The sequence below is a fragment of the Peribacillus sp. QJM3NY_7 genome, assembly GCF_056173225.1.
The window spans coordinates 2,733,642-2,751,170 of the sequence record NZ_CM149663.1 but is presented as its reverse complement, the minus strand read 5'-3'; the positions used below and the strand labels follow the sequence as shown (position 1 = coordinate 2,751,170).

15 protein-coding genes and 1 pseudogene are annotated in these 17,529 nt (G+C 38.5%); 11 read left to right on the top strand and 5 right to left on the bottom strand.

Annotated features, from left to right (window positions below):
• Window positions 1-97 precede the first annotated feature (97 nt).
• The 3 genes from AC0VX1_RS13130 to AC0VX1_RS13120 all read left to right on the top strand — a co-directional run bounded on the left by AC0VX1_RS13130 (window position 98) and on the right by AC0VX1_RS13120 (window position 2,815).
• Entirely contained in the window at window positions 98-601 is a 504-nt protein-coding gene (locus tag AC0VX1_RS13130; RefSeq protein ID WP_475471647.1) for a PCYCGC motif-containing (lipo)protein, read from the top strand.
• A gap of 182 nt (window positions 602-783) precedes the next feature.
• Window positions 784-1,755, top strand: coding sequence for a UV DNA damage repair endonuclease UvsE (gene uvsE, locus AC0VX1_RS13125; RefSeq protein ID WP_475471645.1), 972 nt, complete (start codon window positions 784-786; stop codon window positions 1,753-1,755).
• Window positions 1,756-2,242: 487 nt separating this feature from the next.
• Window positions 2,243-2,815, top strand: coding sequence for a site-specific integrase (locus tag AC0VX1_RS13120; protein ID WP_194719377.1), 573 nt, complete (start codon window positions 2,243-2,245; stop codon window positions 2,813-2,815).
• A gap of 586 nt (window positions 2,816-3,401) precedes the next feature.
• Here AC0VX1_RS13120 and AC0VX1_RS13115 read toward each other — a convergent pair.
• Window positions 3,402-4,112, bottom strand: a complete 711-nt coding sequence (locus AC0VX1_RS13115) for a Dph6-related ATP pyrophosphatase (protein ID WP_063576190.1) — start codon at window positions 4,110-4,112, stop codon at window positions 3,402-3,404.
• 391 nt (window positions 4,113-4,503) lie between these two features.
• On the opposite strand from AC0VX1_RS13115, the gene AC0VX1_RS13110 reads away from it, so the two are divergent.
• The 5 genes from AC0VX1_RS13110 (at window position 4,504) to AC0VX1_RS13090 (ending at window position 9,014) form a co-directional block, all read left to right on the top strand.
• Window positions 4,504-5,175 (top strand): GntR family transcriptional regulator, encoded by a 672-nt coding sequence (locus AC0VX1_RS13110; protein ID WP_475471643.1) that lies wholly within the window; start codon window positions 4,504-4,506, stop codon window positions 5,173-5,175.
• 17 nt (window positions 5,176-5,192) lie between these two features.
• On the top strand, window positions 5,193-6,410 hold the full coding sequence (lhgO, locus tag AC0VX1_RS13105; RefSeq protein ID WP_475471641.1) for an L-2-hydroxyglutarate oxidase: 1,218 nt from the start codon (window positions 5,193-5,195) through the stop codon (window positions 6,408-6,410).
• A 26-nt stretch (window positions 6,411-6,436) separates the two neighbouring features.
• A complete protein-coding gene (locus AC0VX1_RS13100; protein ID WP_034306813.1) occupies window positions 6,437-6,778 on the top strand; it encodes a DUF3870 domain-containing protein in 342 nt (113 codons plus the stop codon).
• Window positions 6,779-7,106: 328 nt separating this feature from the next.
• Window positions 7,107-8,045, top strand: a complete 939-nt coding sequence (glaH, locus tag AC0VX1_RS13095) for a glutarate dioxygenase GlaH (protein ID WP_475471638.1) — start codon at window positions 7,107-7,109, stop codon at window positions 8,043-8,045.
• Window positions 8,046-8,252: 207 nt separating this feature from the next.
• Window positions 8,253-9,014, top strand: a complete 762-nt coding sequence (locus AC0VX1_RS13090) for a uracil-DNA glycosylase family protein (RefSeq protein WP_475471636.1) — start codon at window positions 8,253-8,255, stop codon at window positions 9,012-9,014.
• 319 nt (window positions 9,015-9,333) lie between these two features.
• Here AC0VX1_RS13090 and AC0VX1_RS13085 read toward each other — a convergent pair.
• Together AC0VX1_RS13085 and AC0VX1_RS13080 are read right to left on the bottom strand one after the other, a co-directional pair.
• Window positions 9,334-9,652 (bottom strand): annotated as a pseudogene (locus tag AC0VX1_RS13085) (transposase); the annotation flags it as partial.
• 350 nt (window positions 9,653-10,002) lie between these two features.
• Window positions 10,003-11,115 carry an NAD(P)/FAD-dependent oxidoreductase gene (locus AC0VX1_RS13080; RefSeq protein WP_475471635.1) on the bottom strand — a complete coding sequence of 371 codons (1,113 nt, stop codon included), beginning with the start codon at window positions 11,113-11,115 and terminating at the stop codon, window positions 10,003-10,005.
• Window positions 11,116-11,288: 173 nt separating this feature from the next.
• Between AC0VX1_RS13080 and AC0VX1_RS13075 the strand changes: the two genes are divergently transcribed.
• Both AC0VX1_RS13075 and AC0VX1_RS13070 read left to right on the top strand, forming a co-directional pair.
• The gene (locus AC0VX1_RS13075) at window positions 11,289-11,882 is read left to right on the top strand and encodes a branched-chain amino acid aminotransferase (RefSeq protein ID WP_475471633.1); all 594 of its coding nucleotides are present in this window, start codon (window positions 11,289-11,291) and stop codon (window positions 11,880-11,882) included.
• A 235-nt stretch (window positions 11,883-12,117) separates the two neighbouring features.
• Complete coding sequence (locus tag AC0VX1_RS13070) at window positions 12,118-13,056, top strand: MBL fold metallo-hydrolase (RefSeq protein WP_475471631.1); 939 nt, start codon at window positions 12,118-12,120, stop codon at window positions 13,054-13,056.
• A 184-nt stretch (window positions 13,057-13,240) separates the two neighbouring features.
• On the opposite strand, the gene AC0VX1_RS13065 is transcribed toward AC0VX1_RS13070, so the two are convergent.
• Complete coding sequence (locus AC0VX1_RS13065) at window positions 13,241-14,848, bottom strand: FMN-binding glutamate synthase family protein (RefSeq protein WP_475471629.1); 1,608 nt, start codon at window positions 14,846-14,848, stop codon at window positions 13,241-13,243.
• Between the two features lie 141 nt (window positions 14,849-14,989).
• Window positions 14,990-16,084, bottom strand: coding sequence for a CdaR family transcriptional regulator (locus tag AC0VX1_RS13060; protein ID WP_475471628.1), 1,095 nt, complete (start codon window positions 16,082-16,084; stop codon window positions 14,990-14,992).
• Between the two features lie 297 nt (window positions 16,085-16,381).
• Between AC0VX1_RS13060 and AC0VX1_RS13055 the strand changes: the two genes are divergently transcribed.
• Entirely contained in the window at window positions 16,382-17,527 is a 1,146-nt protein-coding gene (locus AC0VX1_RS13055; RefSeq protein WP_063576200.1) for a glycerate kinase, read from the top strand.
• Window positions 17,528-17,529: the final 2 nt, after the last annotated feature.

Here is a 17,529-nt window from a genome sequence, read left to right as displayed (position 1 = left end):
TGATATTTTAAATCCTAATAATTAAGGAAACTTATGCTTGTAGAAACAGCTTGCGTGCCATAAAATGGGAGTATTAAAAGGAGCAAGGAGTGTAAAAATGAATCTGAAATTAATGTCGGTCACTATGGGAATCTGTTTTTCAATAATACTTTCAGGTTGTTCAAGTGAAGAGGAAAGTGTTGTACAAAAAGAAAGCGGCCATGAAGGACATTCAGAGCATACGGTATCCGGAGATCTTCAGGAGGAGACAAGCAGTAAGGAAATAGCACCTGATTTCTTAGCCGAAAAACCGGAGGATATGAAGACAATCTATTTAGCTGTTGCACAAAATAAAGATTTACTAGAAAAAATACCTTGTTATTGCGGTTGCGGAGAGTCAGCTAACCATAAAAATAATTATGATTGCTTTATCCATGAGAATAAAAAAAATGGGGAAGTGGTTTGGGATGACCACGGGACAAGATGCGGAGTTTGCTTGGAAATTGCTGCGCAATCCATATTGGACTTGAATGATGGCATGAGCGTCAAAGAGATCCGGAATAAAGTCGATGAAAAATATAAAAGTGGGTATGCCAAACCAACTCCTACCCCTGAAGTGTAAGTGAAAAAAAGTATGAAATTCTAGACTGAAATGATAACTTGGAAAAATGGCTTTGGCCCGATATTTTTTCGGAAAAAGGCCATTTTTTTAATTTCTTAGAGCGGTGGATTTTTCACATATATATTATTGGTCAAAAAGGGGAATACTTCCATTAAATATTCAACCGTAAAGGAGCCATCACCTTGACATTAATTCGACTTGGTTATGTAGCCATGAGTAATCATGTGCCAAACTGTTCGCCATCCCAAACGATGACTTATACTCAGTTTTCGAAGATTAAGGACAGAGATGCAGCGATAAGGAAGCTCGAACGCCTTTCAATATCCAATCTTCATAATTGCTGGCGTTTACTGATTCATAACGAAGCCAATAATATTCAGTTCTTTAGGCTTTCTTCAAAACTTATCCCTTTAGCCAATCATCCGGAAATTCCAGAATGGGATTACATAGAAGCTATTTCAGAAGAACTGGCTAAATTAAAAACATTCATAAAGAATCACCCCAAAATAAGGATAGATTTTCATCCAGATCATTTTGTCATCTTGAATAGTTCAAATATCGATATTCTGAAGACATCCTTAAAAACATTAAGGATGCATTATACATTATTAAAAAAAATGGGAGTGGATCCCGAACATCGCTGTGTTTTACATGTTGGCGGGGGGTACGGCGAGCATGTACAGGCATTAGAGCAGTTTATCCATAATTGGGGTTTGATTCCGGAATCGATTCAAAGAATGGTCATTCTTGAGAATGATGATACTACCTTTACTTTGTCGGAAACCCTTTATTTATGTGAAAAATTGGGAATACCAATGGTTTTTGATTATCACCATCACCTCGCACATCATTTACCAAATGAAGATTGGAAAAATCATTGGGACCGAATATTGACTACCTGGAGTAATTCCAAACTACACCCTAAAATGCATATTTCAAGTCCAAGGTCCGATAAAGAATTTCGAGCACATGCTGACTTTGTGAATACTGGGATGTTCATGGAATTTTTGCAACAAATAAAGGGAAGCTTACCACATCTCGACTGCATGATTGAAGCAAAACAAAAGGATGGAGCGCTTTTCCAGCTGATGGATGAGCTGAAAAGTCACAAAGACATAGAAATCATTGATGATGCCAGTTTTTATATTCATTAATGGATTGGGGGATATTTGACAAAGAGAAGTAAATTGAATTCTCTTTGTTAAATTTAAAATGAAGAAATGTTTAAAACAAAAGTTTACATAATTAAATTATAGTAAATTTAATGAATTGCCAAATGAATGGAAAATTGATTGGGTTATAGGTGTGGTATACATTATTTTACAAAAATAATAAAAAAGTCAAAAAAACGAGCTCCATATTTGGCTTTTAAAGCTATTGTTTTAATTCATTGGAGTCATAAGTCAAGAACAAATTAAAAGCGCTCTATGAAGCTGTAAGACGGCGAAAGGAGGATAGTAGATTACAAGCTCTTCCCGGGTCACTTTTGTTAGAATATTCCGAATGTAACAAAGGACCTCTATTGATACATTCGAAATCCCGTTAAATCAAGGTTTATAAGCGTATCAAAATTTATAAAACTTGCCTTTTTTTAAGCTGTTCACGTACAATGAAAGAAGGAGAAAGGGGAATGAGCCGTTCATGCAAGCAACCTCTCAAAGAATTAAAAATGTTCAGCCGATACGCAGGTTGGATCACATAGAAAAGATGAAAAAATCACTATTAAAATATTGCAGCTACAGGGATTATATGATGTTTTCAATCGGGATAAACATCGGATTACGTATAGGGGATCTTTTACAATTGCGAGTGAAAGACATCCTTGAGGGTACGCATATAGTCATTGTGGAGCAAAAAACAGATAAAATTAAGCGGTTCCTTGTCAATCCTCAGCTTCGTAAGGAAGTTAGGAAATATGTCCGCAAATCGAACCTGAAAAATGAACAGTATTTATTTCCAAGTCGAAAAGGTAATGGTCCAATCACCAGGGTGCAGGCCTATCGAGTTCTGAACAAAGCGGCTGAAATGGCAGACATTCCGGATGTCGGTACACATACCCTCCGAAAAACCTTCGGCTATTTGCATTACCAAAAATTCAAGGATATCGCTCTACTGCAGCAAATCCTTAATCATTCCAATCCCAAAGATACGATGATTTACATAGGACTCACACAGGATTTAATGGACGAAACATTAATGGATTTCTATTATTAATTGAACGGACGAAGACAACTCCTGTATTTTTCATTCTTTTTATATGGATAACACAGTCCTTAAATAGAGCATTATTATAGAGAAACATTATTTCGTTATATCTGAAAGGGGAGATAAAACCGGCATCATTGGTGCGGAGAGGTGAAAGGGGTTTCAGAGGGGGATAAGCTCCTTATACTAAGAAAATCGCCTTCACTGAGGATTTTTGAAAAATATAAGAGTTTTGTTAGGGCAACAGTTTTAAATCAACCGAATGACTTTTCAAAAAAGACTAGAATATATAGTCTTTTTTTGATGTCACCAGTACTGATTTTTATCGCTTAATTTCTTATTAAAATAGTATATTAGAAATATTTTTCCTTCTAAAAGTCTGTTGTTCTCCTATTTAACAAATAATGAATCAGAAAGTTTTCAGCAATGAATGATTGCTGCAAAGTTAAGTTACTATAATTTTATTATGTTAACTAAAATAATTTTATCCTATTGTTAAAGGACTCCTCAGATGAACTGCACCTCAATCTAAAGAAAATCACATAATTGGGGTGCAGTGTAGAGTTGTTGCCAGGAATATTGATAATAAGTTCGGTTATAAGGTACTCTTATTCGTCATCTTATCTAGCTCCAAAGGTAAAAAAGCATACTCCCCGTCTTTAATAATCTCACATTTACGAACTGGAATTGGCTGTTTAAAAATAGGCCCATTTATTACTGTGGTATGAAACTCTCCACCTTCTCCGCAGGGGTCAATGCCGCGAGCTTCAAGTTCCTTCACGTATTCATGGGTTAATGTTCGTCCTAAATCATCCTCTCGCATTCCCAATGATAAATTAACGGTTACAATGATCGTAACGAATCCTAGATTCATGAACTCTTCGACAGCTTCACGATGGTTCATTTCCCATAAAGGCATTCCAAGCTTCAATCCGGCATTCTTCGTAACTTTTTCATGCCAACAACCATGGGCAGGCATATCCAGGTCTCCAGTTACCAACACTTCTGCTCCTTGATTCTTTGCATCTTCTAAAAGGCGCATAAATACCTTTTCATAATCAGTCCAACTCGCAGCCGCAGTATATACAGGCAAACCTATTGATTCAGCTTGGGCTTTTATGAGTTCCGGAGGCATTCCATGGGATCTGGAACGTTTTCCTTCCTCCTCCAACATGACAATCAGTCCTACAGCTTCTCCAACCTTCAATGCCTTATATAAGGCTAAGACACTATCCTTTCCTCCGCTAAAAGATGCTATGAATTTATGCCCGTGAGCACTATTTTTCCAATCGATTAATTCAGCCATGCAATTTTCCCCTTTATTCTAATGACTTTTACCAATTTCAAATTTTGTATTTCATAACTATATTTGTTTGATTTTAACACGCTTGGAGCCTGCAGATAAGATATTAATGTATCTTGATACAAAAAGACTTGATTTGAATGGAATTTCATCCCAAAAAAACTTCTCTATACTGAACTGAACAATATAAGATGATTATTTTAAATCACTAGTGTATAGCTACATATAAATGAATGCCATAAATTATCTTTATATGAGAAAAGTAGATGTTTACCTAGTATTGTATCCAGTGTTTTTTAAATTGGATACAATTTATTTAATTTTCTGCATTGTAATCGCTTCATTAAGTTGATATAGTTTAAATTGTATCCAATATCGAAAGGTGGACGCTGAATTGGATAATGCTAATTCTAAAAGAGATAAATCTACAATCGTAAAAAATGTAACGAAAAGTCTTAGGAAGGCGATCTTGAATGGGACGTTAAAAAAGGGGGATCGACTCATCCAAGAGGAGTGGGCAGATCGCCTGGAAGTAAGCAGAATGCCCATTCGTGAAGCCCTTACACAACTTCAAATGGAGGGGTTGGTGGAAATGGTTCCTCATAAAGGTGCAATCGTCACACCGATTACCCGGGATGATATTGAAGAAATTTATCATACCAGGTCTCTGCTTGAAGGCCTTGCTGTAGAAAAGTCGCTTCCTTATTTAACAAAGGAGGATAAAGAAGAATTAAAGGGAATTTTGATTGAAATGGAAGGGATTCAGTTATCTGATGAAACCAATGAACATTATATCCTTTTGAATGCGACTTTTCATGAAACCCTCCGAAAAGGGTGCCCGTGGCCAAGAGTTCAAAAAATGGTAGAAACGTTGGGTATCTCACCCATTGCGCCGAATTTGCTGATTGATTATTACCCAGAAACGCAACGGGAACACCGGATGATATATGAAGCGGCACTAAGAGGGGATCCTGCAGAACTAAGGGCAGCAGTAGAATTTCACATCTTACGGACTAAGAACAATTTAATTACGTATATGGAGTTGCTGAATACTAAAAATCATTAATAAAAGGAGTGTTAATTGTGTATGATTTCGCAATTGTTGGCGGGGGAATTGTAGGTTTATCGACGGGAATGGCCCTTTATCAGCGGTTTCCTAATGCTAAAGTGGTAGTCATTGAAAAAGAGGCTGTTGTTGCAGATCATCAAACGGGGCATAACAGCGGAGTCATCCATTCAGGAATTTATTATAAACCAGGCAGTTTCAAGGCACGGTTTGCCCGTCAAGGAAGCAAATCAATGACGGAATTCTGTAGGATGCATGGAATTGATCATGATATTTGCGGCAAGGTCATTGTTGCAACAAAACCAGAAGAGTTGCCCCTTCTAGATGATTTATTTTCACGCGGTTTACAAAATGAGCTAGCTATCCAAAGAATCGGTGTGGAAGAGTTAAAGGAAATTGAACCGCATGTTAATGGACTTGGAGCGATTCGCGTCCCGCAAGCCGGCATCGTCAATTATCGTCAGGTAAGTGAAAAGATGGCGGATATCATCCGAGGCAACGGCGGTGAAATCAAGCTGAATACAAAGGTGGAGAAGATTGACGAGGATTCTGATGAAGTCATCATCGCTACGAACAACGGGACAATAAAAGCAAGGATAGTCATTAATTGCGCTGGATTGCACAGTGACCGTATCGCAGCAGCCGCGGGGTATAAAACTGATATGAAAATTGTCCCGTTTCGCGGTGAATATTTTAAATTGAAGCCCGAAAAGCGCTTTCTTGTCAATCATTTAATTTATCCGGTACCTAACCCTAAGTTTCCATTTCTAGGAGTTCATTTCACACGGATGATTAGCGGCGAAGTAGATGCTGGCCCAAATGCTGTACTAAGTTTCAAACGTGAAGGTTATAAAAAAACCGATTTCAATGCGAAGGATTTAACTGAAGTTTTAAGCTATAAAGGTTTTTGGAAAATGGCCAGTAAATTCATGAAGGAAGGGATGGATGAATATGTCCGTTCTTTTAGTAAAAAGCAATTTACGAAAAGCCTTCAGGAATTGATTCCGGAAATTCAAGAAGATGATTTAATACCTGCACCTTCCGGAGTCCGAGCACAGGCGTTACAGGATGATGGTAATATGGTGGATGATTTTCATATTATAATGGGGAAACGGACCATTCATGTTTGTAATGCACCGTCACCTGCAGCAACAGCCTCCATTGAAATTGGAAAAGAGGTTGTTACCCGCATTCCGGAACAAACACACTTATTGGAAGCTGTATTGACAAAATAATATTGTTAAAGAGAGGAAGAGGCTTCATGTTCAATGGTAAAACAATTTTTATTGCAGGTCATGCACGTTTACCTCAAGGGATGGCGGCGAAAAGTGTCTTTGAAACATTGACCATCACTGCAGAAGTCGATGCTAAATATGGTGTTATCCTGGAGGCTTCTTGTACACTGGCAACAGAGCATGGACGGGAATTTATTGGGCGTTTATTAAAAGGGATCAGTTTAAATGATGGTGTTGATGAAGCGATAGAATCGATTACATCTTATTATCGGGGGAAAGCGGCTAATGCATTGATTGCTGCATTGAAGGACCTGGATCTCCATTTTCAGCAAATTAAAGCGGCAGAAAAAACGAAACTACCAAGTTAGTAAAATGATTTATCAGAATAATTTGTAAAAGATGTTGACAATTATATGAAAAAACGTTTTAATGTAATTAAGCCAATATTATGACATTAACACCTTTTGGAAACTACCTTTTCAGAATCGTGTAAAGATCTTAATGATTGGAAACAGGAAAAATAAATCATACATAAACTGCATATTCGCTGTGACTCTATTTGCATAGAGCAGTGAAGTGAATATAAGCCAGTTGTACAGTTGGATTCCCATTTTATTTGGGAATCATGTGCGACTGGCTTTTTATATTTCCTGTTAACTTTGTCACCTATATTACAAATAACAGGAGGAATCATTCATGAACATTGCAGAAAAAAAGAGAGCGAAGTTTGAAAGGAAAACAGAAAAATACGAGGTGAAAGTTCACCCTCAATCCAGCCGTTTATATCATATTGAAATTTCAAAAGAGGCGATTGCTGCTTTTTTAGAAACGGTATCCAAGGATAATCAGTCTGTTCAACATCTGGAATATACGCCATATGCACGACTCATCATTGCTTCATATCTTATGGATCAAGTAGGGGAAGACTTTGGTGAATTGCTTCGTAACATCGTTCATGATCGGGAATCCGGGGGCTTCACCCTTGGCTTGGAGGGTGTCACGGAGAATACAGATGAATATGTCATTTTTGCAACGGCCATTTCATACTTGCTGGGAACTCCAAACCATGATTCCATGTCAGGGAAATATTATGCCCGCTTCAGTGTTCAAGACACGGATAGCAGTGATTCATATTTACGTCAGGCTTATCGTTTATTTACACTTCATACGGATGGCACCTTTGTAGATGAACCAACGGATTGGTTACTAATGATGAAGATGATCGAACAAAATGCAAGTGGTGGCGAATCACGTTTATTGCATTTAGACGATTGGAAAGAGCTTGATATGTATGTGAATCATCCATTATCCAGCCACAAATTCACGTATAAAGCTCCAAAAAGCAAGAACGTTGACCAGGAAATTGAAAGATTGACCTTCTTCAATCATAATAACAAACCTGGTGTATGTTTTATCGATCAATTTGTTTATCCTGAATCAATCGAACAAGCCAAATACTTGCGCGATTTATCCAATTCATTAGAAAGTGATGAAAGTGTACTCGAACTTGAACTGCCTGTTGGAGATTTAGTTGTTGTCAACAACATATTCTGGCTTCACGGCCGCGCTGCATTTGAAAAGGATCCGAACCTGAATCGTGAATTACTTCGCCAACGCGGAAGATTCAATCAATAGTTTCAATTTGTAAACCCAAACATTTTTTTCATCCCCAAATACCATTTTCAAGATAAATTCTTTTCAATCCAAGGGTTGGAAAGCAATTTATCTTTTTTTTGAGAGGTTTCCAACAAGGTTCATAATGCCCCTATGTCGGTGGCAAATCTGAATTTCTGATATACTATATTGGCCAAAATAAATAAAGGGAAGAAGGGGTAGTAATTTATGGGGATCGCTAATTTTTCTAAGTTTCCGCAATTTAAAGACTTAATTAAAGCTTTACCTGCTGTCTATACAGATGAAATGATAAAGAGTGAGCAATTTTTGCTTGAAAGAGAAGAAAAGAAAAAACTCGAAATATATTATGCTCCTTTCGAATATATAAATGAACGGGCCAAAGTGGTGATTGTCGGAATCACTCCTGGTTTACATCAAATGAAAAAATCTTATTCTACCGTAATTAATGCAAGAGGGCACCTGCATGGTGACGAAGAGATCCTGCACGAAGTAAAAAAAAATTCCAGTTTTGAAGGAACGATGAGAAAAAATTTAGTTAAAATGTTGGATGAGCTTGGATTATACACATACTTAAACATTTCGTCCACACTGGATCTTTTTGACGAAGCGAGTCACCTCGTTCATACTACCTCAGTTTTAACCTACCCAGTTTTTTATAACGGAAAAAACTATAGTGGAACAACTCCGAACATTTTAAAGACCGAGTTGCTTAAAAAAAATATAATGGAAGGCTTAGCTACCGAAATAGGTACCATTGATCGTCCGCTTATTATTCCTTTAGGCGTTAATGTTACCAAGGTCTTAAACTATTTAGCGGGTCAAGATTATTTGGATGCCAATAACATACTTCTAGGATTTCCTCATCCATCTGGAGGAAATGGTCATCGTCATAAGCAATTTGCAGCAAATAAAGAGCAAATGAAAATGATGTTACAGCACTATTTTTCAAAGGAAATGACCGTGGGTTAAAAAGGAGTGCTGTATGCTCATTGAAGCTTTTGTAGGTATGAAAGGATGGGGAACAGTTGATTATTGAATTCTATAATTCATCAATTTGTGTTAAAAGTAAAATTAACTATTTACTACTGATATTATGGTGATTATAATAGGAACGAATGTTCTTAATTATAGGAGGCATTAACATGGATGAATTAGAGGAATTTTTAAAAACACTCACTATTGAAGAGTTGAAAGTTATTTATGAAGAAGTAAGTGAACCTGATATTAATAAATAGATGAAATAAATTGAAATGGAAGATTCTTATTGTTTCATTTCAAAGAACAGCATGTTTTTTCCTGAACGTGGAGTAGGAGGTACTTTATCATGAAAACCATAGCCTAAGAACCAACGGTAAGCCTTATTTGTTTCCGCTTCTTCAATCGTTTTACGCATGGAACGAATACCAAAGGTATATTGGCTAAAATAACTGGATCAATACTTGGGCGTCCTAACTCTGAATACATATCTTTCACCAAGTCATAAATGAAAGTGAAGTCAATGGCAGCCTCCATTTACGAACCAAATGGTTCGGTGGCACCAGTTGAACTAAATCTAAAGTAATCATTTCAAGTTGATCTCGCTGAATAGAATCATGTTTAGAAAGAATCTTCATCACCTCATGTTTTAATACTTCTATTTTAAAATGACCCTAGGCAGAAGTGTTCTATCTAAGAGTTCAAGCAAATAGAAAAGCGCGTCTAGGGCAGACCCCGCAGGCGAAAGCCGAGGGCCGACCTCACGCGGAAAGCGATGCCCTACGTTCCAATCAACGTCCCAATTGGACAAGCCATAAAAATAGACAAACTCGATTTTCCTCGAGTTTGTCTACAGTCTGAATCAAGGACCCATTAAAGGTCCTTGATTTTTTTTTTGAAAAGGACCATTTGAAAAAAACGGAACTGATCATTTTCTGATCAGTCGAGTTCATACAGCAAGTTAATGAAAGGGAAGTTAAATTTATAGCGCACCTCTTACATCATAATTATCGATTTCGATTTCAATTTCTCTGTCAAGTGCGAGGTTTGCCAATAGTGAGCCTATATATGGGCCCATAGTTAAACCTGAAGCTCCAAGACCATTGGCTACGATTATGCCTCCCCAGCCAGGTAAAGGTCCCATGACGGGAAGGAATCCCGGCGTGAATGGACGGAATCCGACCCTTGCTTCAACAAACGTGCTATCTGTCAAACCGGGGGCGGTTTGCAAGGCTTTGTTGAAAAGCTCCTGCAGCCCTCCTGCGGTCATTCGGTTATCGAAAACTTCCGTATTTTCATGAGTCGCCCCCGCAACGATTTTATTATGATCAAAAGCCAAAAGATATTGATCACTCGGAGGCATGACTACAGGCCAGTTATTTGTATTTTCATTTGCCATTTCCAGATGAATGATTTGAGCCTTTTGGAAAGTGACTTGAAAATTCACGCCCAGTGGTTTCAGTAATTCCGGTGCCCAAGCGCCAGCACAAACAATTACTTTATCAGCAGGAATGAATTCATCTCTAAGTGTTACACCTGACACTTGAGTACCGTTATATGTAAGTTTAGCTTCGCCATACATAAGTTTTGCACCGTATTTTTGTGAAGCCCTCAATAAGGAATCACGTAGTGCGCGTCCATTGACCCGCGCTGCACCACTCACATGAACGGCTGCATATTCGCTGGAAAGAGGCGGGAATAAGGCACGTGTTTCCTCTGAGGAAAGTAAGGTGATCGCCCCCATCTCCGGTGCTTCTTCTTGCCGTTTTGCCGCCCGGTTCTTCATGGCATTCAGTTTAGCTTCATCTGTATGCAGACTTATGGCACCGACCTGAGCATACCCAGTCTCGGTTTCACCGTCCCGTTCAAGTTCTTCAATTAAGCCCGGGTAAAAGGCCGCACCATTTTTGGCAAGAAGATACCAAGCTTGGTTGCGCCTTTGCGATATCCACGGGCAAACGATTCCTGCAGCTGCAGATGTTGCCTGACCGGCATCTTGGCGGTCAATAATGATCACTTCAACCTCATTTTTAGCCAATTGATAGGCAGTGGAAGCTCCCAAAATTCCTGCACCAACTACAATGATTTTTTGCATGATTCAACATCTCATTTCTTTCATATGTATAAACGCTTACCACTACTATATCGGAGACCAGAAATGATTGCCACATTTGATATTGTAATTTCTTTCACAAAGTTATTTTATCTATACTGAATATGCTATGATTGAAATTGTGAAAGCTTGAAAAGACACTAGGAGGACATATCATGCTAAAAAAACAAATGGAATCATACATATCAGAATCCGTAATCGAAAACAAGATTGAGTTATTTAAAGAAGAAAAGGATTATGTAGAAAAGCATAAATTACTCGCCGAGGATATCATCATAGTGGAAAAAGAAAATGCATCGCGTTTTACGGATGCTTATATAGAGCGCAGTAATAAAGAGAGCGAAGAATTAATCTCTGAAGAGAACTCTGCATTTTTATCACAACCGATTGAGTATTTGAAAAAAAACAAAGATGAATTCCTTTACTTTGAATCACAATGGTTCGGATTAATCGGTGTTGAGGCACTTTCGTTAGAAGTCGATGATGTTTTTGGTACGTATAACGCAATGTTCGGATTGAAATTCCAGAAAAAAATGGGAGAAGTTTTAAAAACATATTTGACTAAGGAACTTCAAGCAGAAATTGGTTCGTTCAGTTTAATGTTTAACCAGGGCGACGGGCTATGGGATGTGAATTTAGCCTTGGATAACATAAAAGGATTCCGAGAAGACATGACATTAGAAGAAGCTTTTCATTTAATTTATCATTTTCTTTTCAACCTTGTTCAAACGATCGAGGAAAATATGTAAAACGAAGTGCCGCCATAAATTTTAATGGCGGTTTTTTTACTTCTTGATTTAACCGATGCCCCTAGGCTTTGCTTCTGGATTTTTATCGATGACCCTGGATATTAATAAAAGGAACTTGAAAGGATTCGTCGAATTGATTAATGATATACGTTATTTAATAAACTTAAATGTTTTTTTTTTAGCAATTTCGATTTTTTTCATGTAAATGTAGTTACATCGGAAGGGGAAGTTATACTTGCTGAATGAATTGAAAGTTACTCAAATTACCATTCCATTGCCTTTTAGATTGGACCATGTCCATTGTTACTTGGCGGAAGGTGAAAAAGGATGGACTATCATTGATGCGGGATTAAATAACAAAACGACCAGGGATTTATGGAACCCAATTATCGAAAAACACGATATTGCCGATATTATCATCACACATTATCACCCAGATCATTTCGGGTATGCAGGGACATTACAACAATTGACCTGTGCGGATGTATGGATGACAGAAGTGGATGAGCATGCGGGAACTACGTATTGGGAAGCCGATTCGCTGAATCTGCTTAAAGAAAATTACAATGCGTGTGGTATGGAAGAAGATGTCGCCGCGGCCTTATCCAGTGACGAAAGCGGATTCATGCCCCAAGTAAAACCCTATCCTACCGTAAATCATCATCTTGAAGAAGGAATGAAGCTGCATTTTGGCAAATATGAGTATGAAGTGCTTTTCACTCCGGGACATTCGGACGGCCTGATTTCCTTATATAATAAGGAAAATAGCGTCCTTTTCTCGACAGATCATATATTGCCCAAGATATCTCCAAATATATCTTATTGGTTTAAAGGTTTCAGCAACCCATTGGAAGAGTTTTTTAATTCTTTGAAAAAAATACAAAAGCTTGACGTTGAATATATCATCCCTTCTCATGGGAAACCGTTTCAAAATGCCAATAAAAGAATTGTTGAATTGTTGGATCACCACCAGGACCGGTTGCATGTAATTCATGAAAACATGAAAGAGCCGATTTCTGTAAAAAGTGCTTGCCAGATCTTATTTAAAAATCTGTCCATTCACGAAACCAGATTTGCTGTAGGTGAAACATTGGCACACCTAGAATACCTTCTTTTGAATGACCAATGCAGAAAGTTTAAACGTGATGGCAAATGGTATTATCAATCCATCTGAAATTTTTTCCAAACTATAGTAAAGCCATCTAAAGCCGCTAATTACTCCATTTTATGTTTATTATCGCTATGGAAAGCTGGCGGGTAAGGGAAGAGCGGAGACAGGTGATACTCGAATACATGCCTGATATTCATTGATTGAAAAAGAAAAGACCATCGCCCATCATACTTGGGCGGTGGTCTTTTCATTGCCTGGACCCTATTTGTCCATTAACTTCTTTCATAATATCTTCAAGAGATATGACAATTCCTTTATCGTCCTTATAGCTAATGTGCTTAGGCTGAAAATGGAGAGGCGATTCTAAACCAGCTGCGGCTGAGATCCGAAATAATCCTTTTCTAAGGGTTACAAGAAAGTTAACCACACGGTATTTCTTTTCATCGATGACAAGTGCTTTTTGCAATTCCGGATCAGTGGTGGCTACCCCGACAGGACAAGCATTGGAATGGCATTTCATCGTCTGTATACATCCTATCGCAATCATGAAACCCCGGGCTATGTTCACAAGGTCTGCTCCCATGGCTAGAGCGATCGCAATTCTATCAGGCGTGAACAATTTACCGGAGGCGATGATTTTGACCCTATTGCGGACTCCGTATTTTTCCAGTGTCGATACTAAAATCGGTAAAGCGGATTTTATCGGCAATCCTACGCTATCGATCAACTCCTGATAAGAAGCACCGGTTCCTCCTTCACCGCCATCCAATGTAATGAAATCCGGACCTTTCCCGGTTTCTTTCATGTAGCTAGCAAGCTCTTCAACACTGTCAGTTCCGCCGATTACCATTTTGATGCCTACCGGGATTCCTGTATGGTCCCTGATTTTTTCGATAAAATCGCACATGGATTTTACGTCATCGTATTGGTGAAACCGATTCGGACTATCAATTGCCTTGTACGGAGCGACCTTACGGATTTCAGCGATTTCCGGATTCACTTTTTCAGCATCGATATGACCTCCGCGAGTTTTGGCACCTTGGGCCAATTTGATTTCAAATGCTTTGATTTCGGGTATTTCACTTTTTCTCTTTAATTCATCCCAATCCATTTCGCCGGTATTATCCCGAACCCCAAACATGGCTGGACCAATTTGCATGATGATATCGACGCCGCCGATTAAATGGTAAGGAGATAGTCCGCCTTCACCTGTATTCATCCAGGTGCCTTTTGCAGCAGCCAATCCCTCAGAAAGCGCAGTGATTGCGTTCTTACCCAAAGAGCCATAACTCATGGCGGACATTCCGATAAGACCTTTTAGCCGAAAGGGATTCTTAGTGTTTGGGCCGATGATTACGGCATCCTCATCATCCAATAAGAATGCAGAGGAAGCTTCATCTTCCCATTTTTCTTCTCGTTGTGAGAAAAGCGGGTCTTTCAATAGAATGTATCTTTTTGTCGTCACTTTGGTTTCACGATCATATTTTTCTTCTTCTGACAATTTTGGAAACATGCTATTTTTAACAAAGAAGCCTTCCTCATCAAAATCCCGCTTTGAACCAAAACCTATGACATCCCGTAAATATTTTGAACTTTTCACCATATGTTCATAGTCATCGCGAGAAAAGGGTTTTCCTTCGTTATCACTGTTAAACCAATATTGCCGCATCTCAGGTCCAATTTTTTCCAGAAAGTATCGTATTCTCCCAAGCACGGGGTAATTTCTTAAAATTGCATGATGCTTCTGCATGCGATCAAAGAAAATCATATAAAGTAATAGTAAAACCAAAATGATGATAATGATGAAAATAACGGTAAATCCAAGGATAATTAAAACATTTGCGATGCCACTCATTCAATCCCTCCTGATATGCAAAAAAATCATGTATTTTTAATCTACTCGGTAATTCGATCAATTATACAAAATTCCAATGCAAGGTTTTATAGGGATTGAACGAAAAAAATTAAATAGGCATTATCGTTCTCACAATATGTTTCAACTTCTCCTTTTCGATTGGCTTACCCAAATGGCTAACTGCAAAGTTATGGCATCATGCAGCACTTGTGGATTATATCCGGTAATTTCCTTGATTTTTTTTAATCGGTATATAAGGGAATTACGATGGATATACATTCTTTTGGCACATTCCCCGATATTTAAGTTACTAAGGAAAAATTGATGCAGTGTCTCAATCAACTTCTCAGATAAGTTGCCTAGAATTCTTTCCTGAAATTGCTGTTTCGTCCGCTCATCTATCCTTTCCAACAGAGCTTTTGTTTCCACATCAGTATATCTAGATAAAGCTTGTTTGGCTTCACCTAGTAAAAGTGCTGTTTCAGCTTCGCGGAAAGAGTGGACGATGGATGATTCCTTATCCACGATAGAGCCCAAACCGATTTGTATAACGAAGTCTTTTGCTTTTAATTGTTTGATGGCTGAATCCAGTCTTTTCTCAATGTTATTTCCGCTAAGCGCCGTAGTGAGAATGAAAACCCGATTCACACTCAGGAACCCAACAAGGGCATACTGGGAACCAAAAACAGTTTCAGTCATCTGAATCAGCTCATTCTTATTTAACGGATTTAATTTCATTTCCATTACCCCCACTTGATAGGGAGGTTCTAATTTCATTCCAATCAGTTCAAGTCTCTGATCAATCGAATGCTGATTGATATCTTCCTTTAATAAGTCTTCAAATACCAATTCTTTCAAGTGTTGTTTCCATTCGAGTTGTTCCGCCATAAAAGCTTGATGAAGCATCATTTCCGTTATCATTTTCACCAATTCGCCGAATTCCAAAAGTTCAGTCGGATCTCCGGTGATCCCAATGACACCTATAATTCCATTTTGAAAATTAATCGGCAAATTAATTCCAGGAAGGACACCTACCCATTGATGACGATCATTTTCGGGAATGATTAACGGCTTTCCCGTTTTCAGTACTTCCCTTGCTCCTAAATGCAATTGGTCGATGCGTTCATGATTTCCGGAAGCGATGATGATTCCTTTATCATCCATAATATTAATGTTTCTGTTAAGTCTATTGGTGGTTTGTTTGACAATTTCCATTGCAATTTCTTGGGTCAGCATTCAAGTCATCCTTCTAGAGTTTTTTTATTTGCTAACAGAATGGTGATCATATTTTATGCAAACAAGCTATGATTTTTCATGTAAAGGGATTGTCGATAGTTTAAGCCTTTAGCTATCTTATATTTTATGAAAATAGGAAAATAACAGAAAACTTTTCAGACAGATTATTTTTTTGTATAGTATAACCAAAAAAATCCAATATGTCATACTTATTTTCGTTTAGAATGAACGATGATTAAAATATTTCCGAAGATTATAATTAATTGATATAAAAATATATTCAAAGGGGAACTGAGCATGAAAATTGTTATTGCACCAGATTCCTATAAAGGAAGTTTATCAGCAACAGAAGCTTCAAAGGCTATTGAGCGAGGAATCAGGAAGGCACTGCCGGATGCGGAGACAGTACTGGTTCCTGCGGCGGATGGCGGGGAAGGCACGATGGATAGTCTTGTAGCAGCTACAAATGGTCGAAAAGTTGAAGTGACCGTAAAAGGACCTTTACTTGAAGATGTTCAGGCAGCATATGCAATCTTGGGCGATCAAAAAACTTGTGTGATTGAAATGGCTAGTGCATCTGGTCTTTGCCTTGTCGATCCAGCTGAGTTGAACCCATTGATCACTACTTCATACGGGACAGGGGAGCTTATTCAAAAGGCATTGAATGATGGCTGTCGAAAGTTCATTTTAGCGATTGGCGGAAGCGCTACCAATGATGGCGGTGTCGGTATGCTCCAGGCTTTGGGAATGAAGGTGTTTGATGAAGAAGGCAAAACTCTGGGATACGGAGGTGCCGAATTATCACGGATATCAAGCATTAATACGGAGGATTTTGATTCCAGAATAGCGGATTCCGAATTTTTGATTGCCTCGGATGTCCAAAATCCGTTAGTCGGTCCTGATGGGGCATCAAGGGTATTCGGACCTCAAAAAGGGGCGACTTCTGACATGGTTGAAATGCTTGATAAAGCTTTATCATCATGGGCTGATTTGGTGGAAATCAAAACAGGCATACACTTGCATGATAAAGCAGGTGCTGGTGCTGCAGGAGGAATTGGAGGTGCATTTCAAGCCTTTTTCCGTGCAGAAACAAAAAGGGGCATCGATATTGTCATGGAGTATACGAAACTGGGTGAAAAATTGTCCGGTGCCGATTGTGTCTTTACCGGTGAGGGCCAAATCGATTACCAGACTGCTTCAGGCAAAACACCCATGGGAGTTGCACAAGAAGCCAAAAAGCATGGTATTCCGGTATTTGTTTTGGCTGGATCGATCGGAACAGGTATTGAAGTTTTATATGACCACGGAATAACGAGTGTTCATAGTTTGGTGAATGCTCCCATGCCTTTAAAGGAAGCAATGGAAAGAGGAGCTGAATTGTTGGAAGTTTCAGCCGAACAAGTAATGCGGGCTTTTTTGGCAGCGATCAAAAATAGGGGGTAATC